Raw genomic sequence first — 14,823 nt, forward strand, 5'->3', positions numbered from 1 at the left:
CGGCCAGGTCCCAGTGACAACGTCTCGCGGAGGATGCACGGATCGAACGTGCGCGGGCTTCTCAACCCGACCATGGCTTAGCAAGCCAGTGCCTTACCACTCGGCCAATCCTCCGGGTGGGCGGCCCACGCGAGAGCGACATCGCGTGCTCGAAGCGGCCGCCCCGGGCAGTCCGCGGCTCCACGGAGAGGTAATGGCTACTCCGGAGTCCGCTGAAGACTGCCCTGTCGGGAGCTGGGCGTACTGCCGTGCATGGGCATCGCCCGGCTCCTCTCCCAGATCGTGACGCCGGGTCCGTCCCGGCGGGTGGGGCACAACCACTCTGCCCCGCCCCCGAGTTGGGCGCCACTGAATTAACCGGTGCGCAGAACCGCCTTACCGGCGGCGCCACCTGCGCCGACGTGCCCTGCTGAAGAACCACCCCGCGGGCGGCTCGTCGGAGCGCCACGGCTGCGGCTCGGGCGACTCGGCACGCCAGCGGGCGGCGAGCATCCGGGCACGGGCGGACGGCTCGGACGTCTCGGCGGACCGTATGAAGTCCTCGTCCAGGACGACCCCGTCCCACTCGTCGTACGGCAGCGCCTCGTCAGCCATTCCCGTGCCTCCCAGCGGCATCCCCCGGACCCAGTGTGCCCGGACGGGGGTGAAGCCCCCGTCAAGGCCGACGTCCCTGCTCCTCGCCGACGCCTACTCCTCGCCCGCCAGCGTCAGCGACCGCAGCTTCTGTCCCGCGTACCAGGTGGCCAGTACGGTGACCGAGACCAACAGCACCGTGCCCGTCGTCAGGCTGACGTCCGAGGTGACCAGGTCACCGCCGGTGACCTTGTGGGCGACCGCCAGCGACCACTGCTGGACGCTGAGCGTGCGGGCGCCCGAGACGAGGGAGCCGAACAGCGCCTCCCAGACGAGGGCGTAGACCAGCCCGAAAATCACCGCGTGCCGCGACACCGTGCCCAGGAGCAGGAAGAGGGCCGCGTAGGCGATGGAGGCGACCAGGGCCGCGACCGTGTAGGCGACGGCGATCTGCTGGCCGTTGCCGTTGAGGATGAAGCCCGCGATCAGGGTCGGCACCGCGGAGAACACCATCGTCACCGCGATCGCCACGATCAGCTTGGTGAAGATGATCGCGGGCCGCTTGATCGGCTTGGACAGCAGATACACCACCGAGCCGTCGTCGATCTCCGGGCCGATCGCGCCGGTGCCCGCGATGACGCCGATGATCGGCACCATCGTGGCGAGCGCCAGCCCGCCCAGCAGGTCGGCCGCGGTCTGGTCGTCGGCGCCGGCCAGGCCGCGCACCACCACGGAGATCGCGATCAGCAGCATCGGCAGCGCGCCGAGGATGAGAGCCCGGCGACGGCCGAGCAGGGCCCGGTAGGTGAGCCGGGCGACTGTGGGGTCGTACATCTTCGGCCTCCTACGCCGCGACCAGATACGAGAAGACGGACTCGAGGGACTCGTCGGACGGCGAGACCGTGAGCAGCCGGATGCCGTGGTCCCGGGCGACCTTCGGCAGCAGGGTCGTGAAACGGCCGAAGTCGACGGCCTGGATGCGCAGCGCTCCTTCGGCCAGGTCGACCTCGATGCCGGACGTCGACGGGTCGGCGATCAGCGCGGCCGCGAGGGCGCGGTCGTCGCTGGAGCGGACCAGGTAGCGGTGCGGGCGGTCGGTCATCAGGCGGCGGATCCTGCGGAAGTCGCCGCTGGCCGCGTGCCGTCCCGCGACGACGACCTCGATGTGCCAGGCGAGCTGCTCGACCTCTTCGAGGATGTGGGACGAGAACAGCACCGTGCGGCCCTCGTCGCCCATCCGCCGGAGCAGCTCCATGAGCTGCATGCGCTGGCGCGGGTCCATGCCGTTGAACGGCTCGTCGAGCAGCAGCAGGGACGGGTCGTGGACCAGCGCGGAGGCCATCTTCACGCGCTGCCGCATGCCCTTGGAGTACGTGGCGATCTTCCGGTCCTGTGCGTACTCCATCTCGACCGTGGCCAGGGCGCGTTGGGCCGCCTTGGCGCCCAGGCCGTGCAACTCGGCGTTGGCGACGACGAATTCGCGGCCGGTGAGGAAGTCGTACATCGCCTCGCGCTCGGGGACGACGCCGATGTGCTGATAGATCTGCTCGTTGCGCCACACCGGCTGCCCGTCGAGCGTGACCGAGCCGGTGGAGGGGGCCAGGAAGCCGCCCATCATGTTGATCAGGGTGGACTTTCCGGCGCCGTTGGGGCCGAGCAGGCCGGTGACGCCGGGGCCGATGGTCATGGTGATGTCATTGACGGCGACCACATTGCCGAACCAGCGGGATACGTGGTCGATGGAGAGCGTGGTCACAGTCCCACCTTCCGGTAGCGGCGCATCAGGAGGCCGTAGCTGGCGGCGATGAGGCCCAGGACGACGAGGACGTACACCGCGCCCTCCCCGTTGGACGGGCCGGCCCCTCCGGGGAAGGCGGAGGAGGCGCCCAGGAAGGCCGACTGCACTCCGTCGATGAGCGTGACCGGCGAGAAGAGGCCGATCCACGGAACCGCGCCGGTGCTGCCCTGGGCGTCGGCGATGGCCTGGAGGGTGGAAACCGCGCCGTAGGAGATGGTCAGGACGGCGATCACGGCCGCGATACCGAAGCCGCGGCGCGGGGTCACGGCCGCGATGACCAGGCCGATCCCGGCGAAGAGCAGCGAGAGCAGCGTCACGGAGACCAGTCCCTGGCCGAATTCCTTGGTCTGGTGGGCGAAGCCCATCTTGGCGAGCAGCGAGCCCACGTACATCACGAGCAGCGGGGCGGCGGTCAGGACGAACATCGCCGAGGCCAGTGCCGCGAACTTGGCGAGGACGTAGTCGGCGGTCTCGATGGGCCGCGAGAAGTACAGCGGCACGGTCTTGAAGCGCAGGTCGCGGGAGACGGACTGGGGCGCCTGCGAGGCGATGTACAGGCTGATGACGGCCTGCATGACGATCGCGTAGCGGGTGTAGGACACCGGCAGTTCGTGCGCCTTGGTGGCGACGGCGACCGCGACCATGATGGCCGCCGGCACGCACATCACCACGAACAGCAGCATCGGCAGCACCTTGGTCTTCACCGAGCGGCCGAGGCCGTAGGCGCCGCGCAGGGACTGCGAGTACAGGGACCGGCGGGCGTAGGCGCGGCCCAGTCGGGGGCCGTCGTAGCTGCGATAGCCGATGTTGTGGATGCGGGTCTGGTCACCCGTCGGTGTCGTCACGGTGGGCTCAACCGCCATGGCCGACCGCCTCCTTCCGCTCCGCGTCGCTGTCCGCGTCGCTCTTGAAGACCTCCGAGATGTGATGCCTGCGCTGCTCCATGCGCACCAGGCCGAGGCCCAGGTCGGCGACGACGTCGCGCACCAGGTCGTAGGTCTCCTCGCCCGTGGCGGTGAGCAGCAGGATGTGTCCGGCGCCGGGCAGTCCGCCGCCTTCGTCGAGGGTGGTCACGCCGCGCGTGTGCAGCGCGTCGCGCACCGCGCGGGTGCCGTCGGGGTGCTCGTCCGTGTCGGTGACCTCGATCGCCAGTGTGGCCGTGGTCTGGGTGAAGTCCCGGGTGGAGCTGGAGCGCAGGAGCTTGCCGCCGTCGATGACGACGACGTGGTCGCAGGTGCGCTCCAGTTCGCCGAGCAGGTGCGAGGTGACCAGGACCGAGATGCCGAAGTCGGTGTGGATGCGGCGGATCAGGCCGAGCATCTCGTCGCGGCCGACCGGGTCGAGGCCGTTGGTCGGCTCGTCCAGGAACACCAGTTGCGGGTCGTGGACCAGCGCCTGGGCGAGCTTCACTCGCTGCTTCATGCCGGTCGAGTAGCCGCCGATGGGCCGGTAGCGTTCCTCGTACAGACCGACGTGGCGCAGGGTGTCCGCGGTGCGCTCACGGGCGGCGGCCGGGGGCAGGCCCGACATGCGGGCCATGTGGACGACGAACTCGGTGGCCGAGACGTCGGGTGGCAGGCAGTCGTGCTCCGGCATGTAGCCGACCCGCTCGCGGATGGCGGCGCCCTTGGTGGCGACGTCGAGGCCGAGCACTTCGGCGCGGCCCTCGGTGGCGGGGGACAGACCCAGCAGGATCTTGATCAGTGTGGACTTGCCGGCTCCATTGGCACCCACGAGCCCCGTCACACCGGGTCCCACGTCCACGGAGAGCCGGTCAAGCGCGGTCACCCGGGGGAACCGCTTGCTCAGGCTTTCGGTCGCGATCACAGTCACGTCCTCGACGGTAGTGACGCGCGCCACGCCGGTCGTCAGACCGCAGAGCCGTCTTGACGTCAGACTCCAGTCGTACGGGGCCCTAGGGGATCCCCTTCCTGAGAGTTATCCACAGCCATGATCCCGCCTATTGACGCTGCCTCTAACAACTGTCACATTCACCAGTGTCAAGTTACGGACGCGTACCGCAGTCGACGGGACGGGGCGGCATGACGACGGCAGTGAACAGCGAACTCCCCTTGGAACTGCGGGGATTCAGACGGGTCCAGCGCCTTGCGTACGAGTGCGCCGAGGCGGTGGCGGCACAGCTGAAGCCCGGGGTGACCGAGCGCGAGGCGGCGCGGATGCAGCACGAGTGGCTGCGCGAGCGGGGCGTGCGGGACTGGTTCCACCTGCCCTTCGCCTGGTTCGGGGACCGGACGGCGTTCGTGAACTTCCGCGTGCCGCTCCAGTTCTTCCCGACCAACCGGCGCCTGGAGCCCGGGATGCCGTTCATCCTGGACATGGCTCCGGTGTACGAGGGATACACGGCGGACATCGGCTACTCGGGCTCGCTCGGCCTCAACCCGGTGCAGGACCGGCTGATGGCCGACCTGGAAGCGCACCGTGCGCTGATCCTGCGCGAGGTGCGCGAGCGGCGTCCGCTGCGCGAGATCTACGAGGACGTGGACCGCCTCATGGTCCGCCAGGGCTACGCGAACCGGCATCGCGCTTACCCCTTCGGTGTGATCGCGCACAAGGTGGGCCGGGTGAGGCAGCGCCGCTGGTCGCCGTACCTCTTCGGATTCGCCACCCAGTCCCTGAAGGGCCTGGCGTCCGACGCGCTGCACGGCCACCGCGAGGGCTGGTCGCCCCTGTGGTCGCCGTATCGCTTCTCCGACCACCCGCCGCAGCCGGGCCTGTGGGCGGTCGAACCCCACCTCGGCTTCCGGGGTACGGGCGCCAAGTTCGAGGAGCTCCTGGTCGTCACCGACTCCGGGGACCCCGAGCAGAGCGCCTTCTGGCTGGACGACGATCTGCCATGGGGGTCCCCCCGCGCGAGGTCGTTCGAGCGTGGGGGAGTGCGGCGCTGGGCGGAGGACGAGTGACGACGCTGAAGGGCGCGCGGGAGCGCCGGGTGCGGACCGGCGGGGTCGAGCTGTGCGTGACGGAGCTCGGGGACCCGGCACAGCCGACGCTGGTCCTGGTGCACGGCTATCCGGACAGCAAGGAGGTCTGGTCGGAGGTCGCCGTCCGCCTCGCCGACCGCTGCGGATTTCATGTCGTGCTGTACGACGTCCGGGGCCACGGCCGCTCGACGGCACCGAAGCCGCTGCGCGGCGGCTTCACGCTGGCGAAGCTCACCGACGACTTCCTGGCGGTCGTGGACGCGGTCAGCCCGGACCGGCCGGTGCACCTGGTGGGCCACGACTGGGGTTCGGTGCAGGCGTGGGAGTTCGTCACCGTCAAGCGCACCGAGGGGCGCATCGCCTCCTTCACCTCGATGTCCGGCCCGTCCCTCGACCACTTCGGTCACTGGATCAACGCGCGGGTGAAGCGCCCGACGCCCCGCCGGGTGGGCCAGCTCCTCGGCCAGGGAGCCAAGTCCTGGTACGTGTACCTCCTGCACACGCCGGCTCTGCCCGAACTGGCCTGGCGCGGCCCCCTCGGCAAGCGCTGGCCGAAGATCCTGGAGCGGGTCGAGAAGGTCCCCGGCGGCGACTACCCGACCTCCTCGCTGCCCACGGACGCCGCACACGGCGCGTGGCTGTACCGGGACAACGTACGGTCCCGCCTGCTCAGGCCACGCCCGGACGCGTATGCGCACGCGCCCGTGCAGCTCATCACGCCCCTGGAGGACGCGTTCCTCTCCGAGAAGCTGTACGACGAACTGGAGCGGTGGGCTCCGCAGTTGACCCGGCGGACGCTGCCGGCCAAGCACTGGGTACCGCGCACCCGTCCCGATCAACTGGCCGCTTGGATCGACGAGTTCGTCACCAGGGTCGAGGGCGGCCGCCCTGAGGTGAAGCCCTCCGGGCGCCACTCCGATCGTTTCGGCGGCCGGCTCGTGCTGGTCACCGGCGCCGGCAGCGGCATCGGGCGGGCGACGGCGTTCGCGTTCGCGGAGGCGGGCGCGCGTGTGGTGGCCGTCGACCGGGACGCGGAGTCCGCCGCCCGCACCGCGGAGCTGTCCCGGCTGCTGGGCGCGCCGAAGGCCTGGGCGCAGACCGTCGACGTCTCCGACGAGCAGGCCATGGAGAAGCTCGCCGAGAAGGTCGCCGACGAGTACGGCGTGGTGGACGTGCTGGTCAACAACGCCGGGATCGGGCTGTCGGGCTCCTTCTTCACCACGACGCCGGACGACTGGCGCAAGGTCCTGGACGTCAACCTGTGGGGTGTCATCCACGGCTGCCGCCTCTTCGGCGGTCAGATGGCCGAGCGGGGCCAGGGCGGCCACATCGTCAACATCGCGTCGGCCGCCGCGTACCAGCCCTCCAAGGCACTGCCCGCCTACAGCACCTCCAAGGCGGCCGTCCTGATGCTCTCCGAGTGCCTGCGCGCCGAACTCGCCGGTCAGGACATCGGCGTGACGGCGATCTGCCCCGGCTTCGTCAACACCAACATCACCTCCACCGCACGCTTCACAGGAGTGGACGCGCAGGAGGAACGCCGCCGCCAGAAGCGGACGGCCCGCCTGTACGGGATGCGCAATTACCCACCGGAGAAGGTCGCGGAGGCGATCCTGCGAGCGGTGACCCGCAACGAGGCGGTGGTACCGGTGACTCCGGAGGCCCGCGGCGCGCATCTCATGTCCCGTTTCATGCCGGGCGCGTTGAGGGCGATCGCAAGGGTGGAGCCGCGATTGTGAGACGGCAGCCCGCATAGCTGCGGGCAGTCGTGCCGCAGGGCGGCACGGGTGGGTGCGCTCACCCACAGCGGCACCCGCCGGCGCGGGAGAGCGCACCCACCTCAGCCCCGGCACCAGCACCGGGCGACCCACCAAGGACCCCACATGACCGACCCCCCGGCCCCCACGCCCTACCGCATCGAAGACCTGGCCCACCACACCGGCACCACGGTGCGCACCATCCGCGCCTACCAGGACCGCGGCCTCCTCCCCCGCCCCGAACGCCGGGGCAGGGCCAACGTCTACTCGTGCACCCACGTCACACGCCTGCGCCAGATCGCCGGCCTCCTCGAGCGCGGCTACACCCTGGCCTCCATCAAGGAACTCCTGGAGGCCTGGGACACCGGCCGGGGCCTGGGCGGCGTCCTCGGCCTGGTCGACGAGGTCGAGGGCCCGTGGACGGACGAGGAGCCCTCCCGGGTGTCCCGCGCGGAGCTGGACGCCCGCTTCGGCGGCGCTCCCGACGACGCCGTGGCCGAGGCGGTCGAACTCGGCGTGCTCGAACCCGTACCCGAAGACCCCGACTCGTTCCTCGTTCCCAGCCCCCAAGAGCTGGCCGTCGCAGTGGAGTTGCACACAGCCGGAGTCCCGCTGTCCGCGATCACCGGCCATCTGCGGGAGTTGAGGATCCACGTCGAGCACATAGCCACCCGTTTCCTGGAGTTCACGACCGAGCACGTCTTCGCCCGCTACCTGGACGACCCGCACCACCTCACCGACGCCGGGGCAGCGGAAGCGGCCTCGCTCGTACGGCGCCTGCGCCCCCTCGCGCAGCAGACCGTGGACGCCGAACTCGCCCGTGCGATGCGCCTGTTCGCCACCCGTCATCTGCGCCGACAGCTGGGCGGGGGAGATCCACGAAAACCGGTCGAAGAGAGCCGTTACGTACCGATCCCGTCGGAGACGATCCGGGCCGTGGAGCGGCTGGTTGGCGTCGAGCGGACTGCCGAGTTCGTCGCGTTGGCCGCCGAAAGCGAGGTGCGCGCACGGCTCTTGGACGAGCTGACAACAAGTCACAGCGGCGTGAGCGACCTTGACGAAACTCCCTGAAGCGCCCACTACTTGTCCACAACTTCGCCAATTCCCCTGTGGATAACCGGACTTGGTTGTGGATCAAACCTCCCAGCGAAAATAACCTGCGTGATCCGCGTCTCTCCCGCACGCTGGTGGAGTGAACGAAAGAGAGATGGACGAGAGGCGCACCGTGAAGGTGTCGAAGTACCTCTCGAAGCACCTGCGGCACCAGCCCGAACGGATCGGGCTCACGCTCGACGAGGGCGGCTGGGTCGAGATCGACACCCTGATCGCCGCGGCGGCCGCACACGGATTCCGGTTCAGCCGCACCGAGCTCGACCATGTGGTGGCCGCCAACGACAAGAAGCGGTTCGCCGTCGAGGGCACCCGGATCCGCGCAAGCCAGGGCCACAGCATCGAGGTCGACCTCGGACTGCCCCCGGCGACCCCTCCGCAGTACCTGTACCACGGGACCGTCGCCCGCAACCTGGAGTCGATCCGTGCAGCAGGCCTCAGGCCGATGAACAGGCACGACGTACACCTCTCGGCGGATCGCGAGACCGCGACCCGGGTCGGCGCCCGCCGCGGCCGCCCCGTCGTACTGACCGTCGACGCGGCCGCCATGCACCGCGCCGGCCACGTCTTCCACGTCAGCGCGAACGGTGTGTGGCTGACCCAGGCCGTACCGTCCGAATACCTCCGGTTCTCCGAGCCGCACTGACCCCCCTCCGGCGTGATCAGTGGCATGGACCACTTCCCGGCCACCGAGGCCGCCGTCACCGCGCTCCGTGCGATCGCCGCCGAGTACGGGCGCGAGATCGGGGGACCCACGACATGGGCGCCGACCGGACCTCGCGCCGCAGCGCCGCGGGCGTCGGCGTCACCACCGACCCGGACGGCTCACTGCCGCACGAGGCGTACGCAGAGTTCGGCGGCCTGCCCCGGGTGAGCGTGCGGCTCCGTCCCGAGGACGACGCGCTGATCACCGTCGAGGGCGTCGAGTGCCCCGACGTGCCGCGCGACGACGTGCCCGCTTTCCTCCGCTCGGTCTTCGACGGCCTCGCCCACGTCAAGGCCCGCCGCTTTCCGCCGGGCCGCTTCCTGATCGTTCCGCTGCCCGGCGACCGCACGGCCAAGGAGTACGTGCCGATGCTCGGCCTCACCCCGTGGCTGAGCTGCCGCGTACGGTGACGGTTTCGTCCCTGGTCGGCGGGTCCCCTTAGTCTCGGACGCATGAGTCTGCGTCTGAGCACCGTGATCCTCCCGTACCGCCGCTGGCACGAAGGCGGCCGTTCGGCCTGGACGCGTGCCGAGCAGCTCGGCTTCCACACCGCCTACACCTATGACCACCTGTCCTGGCGCAGCTTCCGCGACGGACCGTGGTTCGGCGCGATACCGACGCTGACCGCCGCCGCGGCCGTCACCGACCAGCTCCGCCTGGGCACGCTGGTGACCTCGCCGAACTTCCGGCACCCGGTGACCCTCGCCAAGGAGCTGATCTCGCTCGACGACATCTCCGGCGGCCGGGTCACGCTGGGCGTCGGCGCAGGCGGCACCGGCTTCGACGCCACGGCGCTCGGCCAGGACCCGTGGAGCCCGCGCGAGCGCGCGGACCGCTTGGCCGAGTTCGTGCCGCTGCTGGACCGACTGCTCACCGAGGACTCGGTGTCGCACGAGGGCGAGTTCTACTCGGCGCACGAGGCGCGCAACATTCCGGGCTGCGTGCAGCGGCCCCGGCTGCCCTTCGCGGTGGCCGCCACCGGCCCCCGCGGGCTGAAGCTCGCCGCGCGGTACGGCCAGGCGTGGGTGACCACCGGCGATCCCAAGCTGTACGAGAACGGCACGTCGCAGGAGTCGGTCCGGGCGCTGCGCGGACAGACCGAGAAGCTGGCCGACGCCTGCGCCGCGCTCGGACGGGACGTGGCCGGCCTCGACAAGATCCTGCTCACCGGCTTCACCCCGGACCGCAGCCGGCCGCTGGAGTCCCTGGACGCGTTCGTGGACTTCGCGGGCCGGCACCGGGAGCTGGGCTTCACCGAGATCGTGATCCACTGGCCCGTCCCCGACTCGGACTTCGCCGTGAACGAGAAGGTCTTCGAGCAGATCGCCATGGAGGCCCTGGCACAGCTGGACTGACCCGGCCCGGTGCCACCCCGGCCACCTCGGCGTCGGCCAGGCGTCATCTATGTCTCATCTGTGCGGGCTCGCGCACGGCCGTGCTGGCATATGCGCGAGAATGGCCCGGTGACCTCAGCCACCGGAACGCCCGAGACCCCGGCCGCCCCCAAGCTCTCGACCGCGCTCGAGCAGGGAGGCATCCCTTTCGTCCCGCCGCGGCTGATCGCCACCGACCTCGACGGCACCCTGCTGCGTGACGACAAGTCGGTGTCCCCGCGTACGGTCGCCGCGCTGGCCGCCGCCGAGGAAGCGGGCATCGAGGTCTTCTTCGTGACCGGCCGCCCCGCCCGCTGGATGGACGTGGTCAGCGACCACGTCCACGGCCACGGCCTGGCGATCTGTGGCAACGGCGCCGCCGTCGTCGACCTGCACGGCAGCCCCGGCACCCACCGGTTCGTGAAGGTGCGCGAACTGGCCCGGGAGAACGCCCTCGACGCCGTACGGCTGCTGCGCGACGCGGCGCCGGGCACGGTGTACGCGGTCGAGCAGACGTACGGCTTCCATCAGGAACCTGCCTATCCGAAGCTGCACATGGAGATACCGGACAATCTCGCTCCGGCCGAGGAACTCCTGGCGTCCGACGGTCCGGGTGCCACTGAGCCGGTGCTCAAGATCCTCGCCTATCACCCGGATCTCGACCCCGACGCGTTCCTCACCCTCGCCCGCCTCGCCGTCGGCGACCGTGCGAACGTCACCCGCTCCAGCCCCAGCGCCCTGCTGGAGCTCAGCGGCCCCGGCGTCTCCAAGGCCAGCACCCTCGCCCTGTGCTGCGCCGAGCGCGGCATCTCGCACGAGGAGGTCGTCGCCTTCGGGGACATGCCCAACGACGTGGAGATGCTGACCTGGGCGGGTCAGTCGTACGCGATGGGCAATGCGCACCCGGACGTGATCGCCGCGGCGTCGGGGCGGACGGTCGCCAACAACGAGGACGGGGTGGCCGTCGTCATCGAGCAGTTGCTGGCGGCCCGGGCGTAGCCTCATCGGGCCGCGGACACGTCCGTCCGCCCGGCAGACCGCTTCAGCGCACTCCGGCCGGCAGCTCCGCCTCGGCCTCCCGCTCCACCATGACGCGCAACGGCCCCTCCACGGCGGCCAGTTCGGCGTACGGTCCGCGCTGCACCACGCGTCCCTCGTCCAGCACGAGCACCTCGTCCACCGCTTCGAGTCCCGCGAGACGGTGGGTGATGAGCAGCGTCGTACGGCCCTCGGTGGCGGCCAGCAGATCGGCCGTGAGCGCGTCGGCGGTGGGCAGATCCAGGTGCTCGGCGGGCTCGTCGAGCACAAGGACAGGGAAGTCGGCGAGCAGCGCGCGGGCGAGCGCCAGCCGCTGACGCTGTCCGCCGGACAGCCGTGCGCCGTGCTCGCCGACCAGCGTGTCGAGCCCGTCGGGCAGCCCGTCCGCCCAGTCGAGCAGCCGGGCCCGCGCCAGCGCGTCCCGCAGCTCCGCCTCGGTCGCGTCCTTCTTCGCGAGCAGCAGGTTCTCACGGACTGAGCTGTCGAAGAGGTGCGCGTCCTGGGCGCACAGCCCGACGAGCCGCCGTACGTCATCGCCGTCCAGCGCGTACGCGTCCACACCGGCCAGCGTGTAGGAGCCCGCGCCCGGGTCGAGGAACCGCAGCAGCACCTGGCCGAGGGTCGTCTTGCCGGACCCGGACGGCCCGACCACGGCGACGCGGCGCCCTTCCTCCAGTATCAGGTCGAGCCCGGTGAGCGCCTCCCGGTGCTGCCCGGAGTACCGGGCGCCCAGCCCCTTCACGACGACCGGGAACGGTGACGCGGGCGCCTGCCGCGGCCGCTCCGGCTCCCGTACGGGCTCGGGGGCGTCCAGGATCTCGTCCACACGCTCCGCGCTGCGGCGCACCCGCTGCCGGTATCGCACGGCCACCGGCAGTCCGAGCACGGCCTCGAAGGCGGCCATCGGGGTGAGGACGACCACGGCCATCACCACCCCGTCCAGCCGGCCCCCGGCGACCGCCTGGGCACCCAGCAGCGCGGTGCCCGCCACGGTCAGGCCGGAGATCAGCGCGGTGAGTCCGTCGCCGAGGGCGGTGGCGGTGGCGGCCCGCGAGGCGATCCGGGTGAGGGTGCCGTCGGCCCGCCGGGCCGCGTCGGTGCGGGCGGGCAGCGCGCCGGCGACCGTCAGCTCGGCGGTGCCGGAGAGCAGGTCGGTCACTCGCGTCGCGAGACCTCCCCGGGCGCGCGCCAGCCGTCGCTCGGCACGCCGGGCCACGGCGCCGGTCAGCAGCGGTACGCCGATCCCGGCCGCGAGCAGTCCCGCCGCGAGCGCGGCTCCGGCCCCGGGCAGCAGCCAGGCGGTGAACGCCACGGATCCGGCGGACACGGCCACCGCGACCCCCGCGGGCAGCAGCCAGCGCAGCCAGTAGTCCTGCAGCGCGTCCACGTCGGCGACGAGCCGGGACAGCAGGTCGCCCCTGCGGGCCGTGCGGAGCCCGGCGGGCGCCAGCCGCTCCAGCCGCCGGTACACGGCGACCCGGGTGTCGGCCAGCATCCGCAGCACGGCGTCGTGCGACACCAGCCGCTCCGCGTACCGGAACACGGCCCGCCCGATCCCGAAGGCCCGCGTGGCCGTCACGGCCACCATCAGATACAGCACGGGCGGCTGTTGCGAGGCACGCGAGATGAGCCAGCCGGAGGTCGCCATCAGCCCGACGGCACAGCCGAGCGCCAGACTCCCGAGGAGCAGCGCGAGGACGAGGCGTCCGCGCCGGGGTCCGGCGAGGGCGCGGACACGGGCGAGGACCCGCCCCTTGGACTCCGTGGGGCCGGCTTCGGTCCCGTCCTCGGCAGGACCGGCGGCCGGCATCTCCTCGACGGAGCGCGCGTGGCGGGAGCCGGCAACGGCGGAAGCGGGGGAAGCGGTGGCCGATGTGCCGGAGAACTCGGCTGCCTCCAGCCGCACCACGCGCTCGGCAACGCCGAGCAACGCCGGTCGGTGCACGACCAGCAGCACGGTCCGTCCCACCGCCAGCCGCCGCACCGCCGCCACGACCTCGGCCTCGGTCGCCCCGTCGAGCGCGGCCGTCGGCTCGTCCAGCAGCAGTACGGGCCGGTCGGCGAGGAACGCCCGGGCCAGCGCGAGCCGTTGCCGCTGCCCGGCGGAGAGCCCGGCCCCGTCCTCGCCGAGCACGGTCCCGGCCCCCTGGGGCAACGCGTCCACGAATTCCAGGGCACCCGCGTCGCGCAGCGCCCGCCGTACGGCGTCGTCGTCCGCGTCGGAGCGCGCCAGCCGTACGTTCTCCGTGATCGTCCCGGCATACAGGTGCGGCCGCTGCGGCACCCAGGCGATGTGCGAGCGCCACTCCTTCAGGTCGACGTCGGCCAGATCGGCTCCCCCGATCCGCACCCGGCCCTCGCTGGGCCGTACGAACCCCAGCAGGACGTTCAGCAGCGTGGACTTGCCCGCACCACTCGGACCGAGCAGGGCGACGGTCTCTCCGGGTTCGACGGCGAAGGAGACGTCCGTCACGGCATCCGTGGAGCGCCCGGGATACCGGACCGTCACACCCTCGAAGGAGAGGGCTGCCGAGGGCACCGGCCCGGTCCCGGACGCGGGCACCGGTGTCTCCAGCACGGCAAAGATCTCTTCGGCGGCGGCAAGTCCCTCCGCCGCCGCGTGGTACTGCGCCCCCACCTGGCGCAGCGGCAAATAGGCCTCGGGGGCCAGCACCAGGATGAGCAGCCCGATGTAGAGGTCCATGTCGCCATGGACGAGCCGCATCCCGATCGTCACTGCGACCAGCGCGACGGACAGCGTCGCGAGCAGCTCCAGCGCAAAGGAGGAGAGGAAGGCGATCCGCAGGGTTCGCAGGGTCGCCTGGCGGTACTCACCGGTGATGCGGCGGATGGACTCGGCCTGGGCCTTGGCGCGCCCGAACACCTTCAGGGTGGGCAGCCCCGCGACGACATCCAGGAAGTGCCCCGAGAGCCGGGACAGGAGCCGCCACTGACGGTCCATCCGGGACTGGGTGGCCCAGCCGATCAGCGCCATGAAGAGAGGGATGAGCGGCAGGGTGCCGACGATGATCGCCGCCGACATCCAATCCTCGGTGACGATCCGCGCCAGCACCGCGGCCGGCACGACCACCGCGAGCCCCAGCTGCGGCAGGTAGCGCGCGAAGTAGTCGTCGAGGGCGTCGACACCACGCGTGGCGAGGGTGACCAGCGAACCGGTCCGCTGTCCGCTCAGCCACCCGGGGCCCAGTGCCGCGGCGCGGTCGAGGAGCCGTCCGCGCAGCTCGGACTTGACTGCCGCGCTCGCCCGGTGCGCGGCGAGCTCGGTGAGCCAGGAGACCAGCGCACGGCCGCCCGCGACCGCCACCAACAGCACAAGGGCGGTGCGCAGTTCGGTCGCCGACTGGCCGTACTGGAAGGCACCGACCACCACTTCGGCGATGAGCATGGCCTGCGCGATGACGAGTCCGGCGCCGAGGGCACCCAGGGCGACGACCGCCACCAGGAAGAGCCGTGTGGCGCGGGCGTAGCGCAGAAGACGCGGATCGATTGGTTTCACGTGAAACAT

Annotated in this window: 12 protein-coding genes, 1 tRNA gene and 1 pseudogene; 7 read left to right on the top strand and 7 right to left on the bottom strand. The window is 71.4% G+C overall.

The features are described 5' to 3' along the window. Window positions 1-27: 27 nt before the first annotated feature. The 6 genes from Q8A52_RS29565 to Q8A52_RS29590 all read right to left on the bottom strand — a co-directional run bounded on the left by Q8A52_RS29565 (window position 28) and on the right by Q8A52_RS29590 (window position 4,198). A tRNA-Ser gene (locus Q8A52_RS29565) sits at window positions 28-114 on the bottom strand. 261 nt (window positions 115-375) lie between these two features. Then, window positions 376-594, bottom strand: a complete 219-nt coding sequence (locus Q8A52_RS29570; RefSeq protein ID WP_316756892.1) for an SGM_3592 family protein — start codon at window positions 592-594, stop codon at window positions 376-378. Window positions 595-687: 93 nt separating this feature from the next. Then, entirely contained in the window at window positions 688-1,407 is a 720-nt protein-coding gene (locus Q8A52_RS29575; RefSeq protein ID WP_316756894.1) for an ABC transporter permease, read from the bottom strand. A gap of 10 nt (window positions 1,408-1,417) precedes the next feature. After that, window positions 1,418-2,329, bottom strand: a complete 912-nt coding sequence (locus Q8A52_RS29580) for an ABC transporter ATP-binding protein (RefSeq protein ID WP_316756895.1) — start codon at window positions 2,327-2,329, stop codon at window positions 1,418-1,420. Beyond that, complete coding sequence (locus Q8A52_RS29585; RefSeq protein WP_316756897.1) at window positions 2,326-3,234, bottom strand: ABC transporter permease subunit; 909 nt, start codon at window positions 3,232-3,234, stop codon at window positions 2,326-2,328. Before Q8A52_RS29585 ends, Q8A52_RS29580 begins: the two co-directional genes overlap by 4 nt. Continuing rightward, on the bottom strand, window positions 3,224-4,198 hold the full coding sequence (locus Q8A52_RS29590) for an ABC transporter ATP-binding protein (RefSeq protein ID WP_316757230.1): 975 nt from the start codon (window positions 4,196-4,198) through the stop codon (window positions 3,224-3,226). Before Q8A52_RS29590 ends, Q8A52_RS29585 begins: the two co-directional genes overlap by 11 nt. 215 nt (window positions 4,199-4,413) lie before the next feature. Here Q8A52_RS29590 and Q8A52_RS29595 point away from each other — a divergent pair, with 215 nt between their 5' ends. The 7 genes and pseudogenes from Q8A52_RS29595 (at window position 4,414) to Q8A52_RS29625 (ending at window position 11,258) form a co-directional block, all read left to right on the top strand. Beyond that, the gene (locus tag Q8A52_RS29595; RefSeq protein WP_316756900.1) at window positions 4,414-5,292 is read left to right on the top strand and encodes a M24 family metallopeptidase; all 879 of its coding nucleotides are present in this window, start codon (window positions 4,414-4,416) and stop codon (window positions 5,290-5,292) included. Next, complete coding sequence (locus Q8A52_RS29600; RefSeq protein ID WP_316756902.1) at window positions 5,289-7,052, top strand: SDR family oxidoreductase; 1,764 nt, start codon at window positions 5,289-5,291, stop codon at window positions 7,050-7,052. The genes Q8A52_RS29595 and Q8A52_RS29600 overlap by 4 nt, the downstream gene beginning before the upstream one ends. 144 nt (window positions 7,053-7,196) lie before the next feature. After that, entirely contained in the window at window positions 7,197-8,141 is a 945-nt protein-coding gene (locus tag Q8A52_RS29605) for a MerR family transcriptional regulator (protein WP_316756904.1), read from the top strand. Window positions 8,142-8,277: 136 nt separating this feature from the next. Next, window positions 8,278-8,826 (top strand): RNA 2'-phosphotransferase, encoded by a 549-nt coding sequence (locus Q8A52_RS29610; RefSeq protein ID WP_316757232.1) that lies wholly within the window; start codon window positions 8,278-8,280, stop codon window positions 8,824-8,826. A 12-nt stretch (window positions 8,827-8,838) separates the two neighbouring features. Further along, window positions 8,839-9,296, top strand: a pseudogene (locus tag Q8A52_RS29615) (hypothetical protein). Between the two features lie 42 nt (window positions 9,297-9,338). After that, complete coding sequence (locus tag Q8A52_RS29620; RefSeq protein WP_316756906.1) at window positions 9,339-10,241, top strand: LLM class flavin-dependent oxidoreductase; 903 nt, start codon at window positions 9,339-9,341, stop codon at window positions 10,239-10,241. 90 nt (window positions 10,242-10,331) lie between these two features. Beyond that, complete coding sequence (locus Q8A52_RS29625; protein ID WP_316756908.1) at window positions 10,332-11,258, top strand: HAD-IIB family hydrolase; 927 nt, start codon at window positions 10,332-10,334, stop codon at window positions 11,256-11,258. A gap of 43 nt (window positions 11,259-11,301) precedes the next feature. On the opposite strand, the gene cydD is transcribed toward Q8A52_RS29625, so the two are convergent. Beyond that, window positions 11,302-14,823 (bottom strand): thiol reductant ABC exporter subunit CydD, encoded by a 3,522-nt coding sequence (gene cydD, locus Q8A52_RS29630; protein ID WP_316756910.1) that lies wholly within the window; start codon window positions 14,821-14,823, stop codon window positions 11,302-11,304.

The organism is Streptomyces herbicida, assembly GCF_032656585.1.
In the GTDB taxonomy this organism is placed as follows: Bacteria; Actinomycetota; Actinomycetes; order Streptomycetales; family Streptomycetaceae; genus Streptomyces; species Streptomyces herbicida.

What these genes read in the sequence shown, in the direction of transcription:
- Q8A52_RS29570 (WP_316756892.1), bottom strand. Translation starts at nt 594, where the DNA reads ATGGCTGACGAGGCGCTGCCGTACGACGAGTGGGACGGGGTCGTCCTG.
- Q8A52_RS29575 (WP_316756894.1), bottom strand. Translation starts at nt 1,407, where the DNA reads ATGTACGACCCCACAGTCGCCCGGCTCACCTACCGGGCCCTGCTCGGC.
- Q8A52_RS29585 (WP_316756897.1), bottom strand. Translation starts at nt 3,234, where the DNA reads ATGGCGGTTGAGCCCACCGTGACGACACCGACGGGTGACCAGACCCGC.
- Q8A52_RS29595 (WP_316756900.1), top strand. Translation starts at nt 4,414, where the DNA reads ATGACGACGGCAGTGAACAGCGAACTCCCCTTGGAACTGCGGGGATTC.
- Q8A52_RS29605 (WP_316756904.1), top strand. Translation starts at nt 7,197, where the DNA reads ATGACCGACCCCCCGGCCCCCACGCCCTACCGCATCGAAGACCTGGCC.
- Q8A52_RS29610 (WP_316757232.1), top strand. Translation starts at nt 8,278, where the DNA reads ATGGACGAGAGGCGCACCGTGAAGGTGTCGAAGTACCTCTCGAAGCAC.
- Q8A52_RS29620 (WP_316756906.1), top strand. Translation starts at nt 9,339, where the DNA reads ATGAGTCTGCGTCTGAGCACCGTGATCCTCCCGTACCGCCGCTGGCAC.
- Q8A52_RS29625 (WP_316756908.1), top strand. Translation starts at nt 10,332, where the DNA reads ATGCGCGAGAATGGCCCGGTGACCTCAGCCACCGGAACGCCCGAGACC.
- cydD (WP_316756910.1), bottom strand. Translation starts at nt 14,823, where the DNA reads ATGTTTCACGTGAAACCAATCGATCCGCGTCTTCTGCGCTACGCCCGC.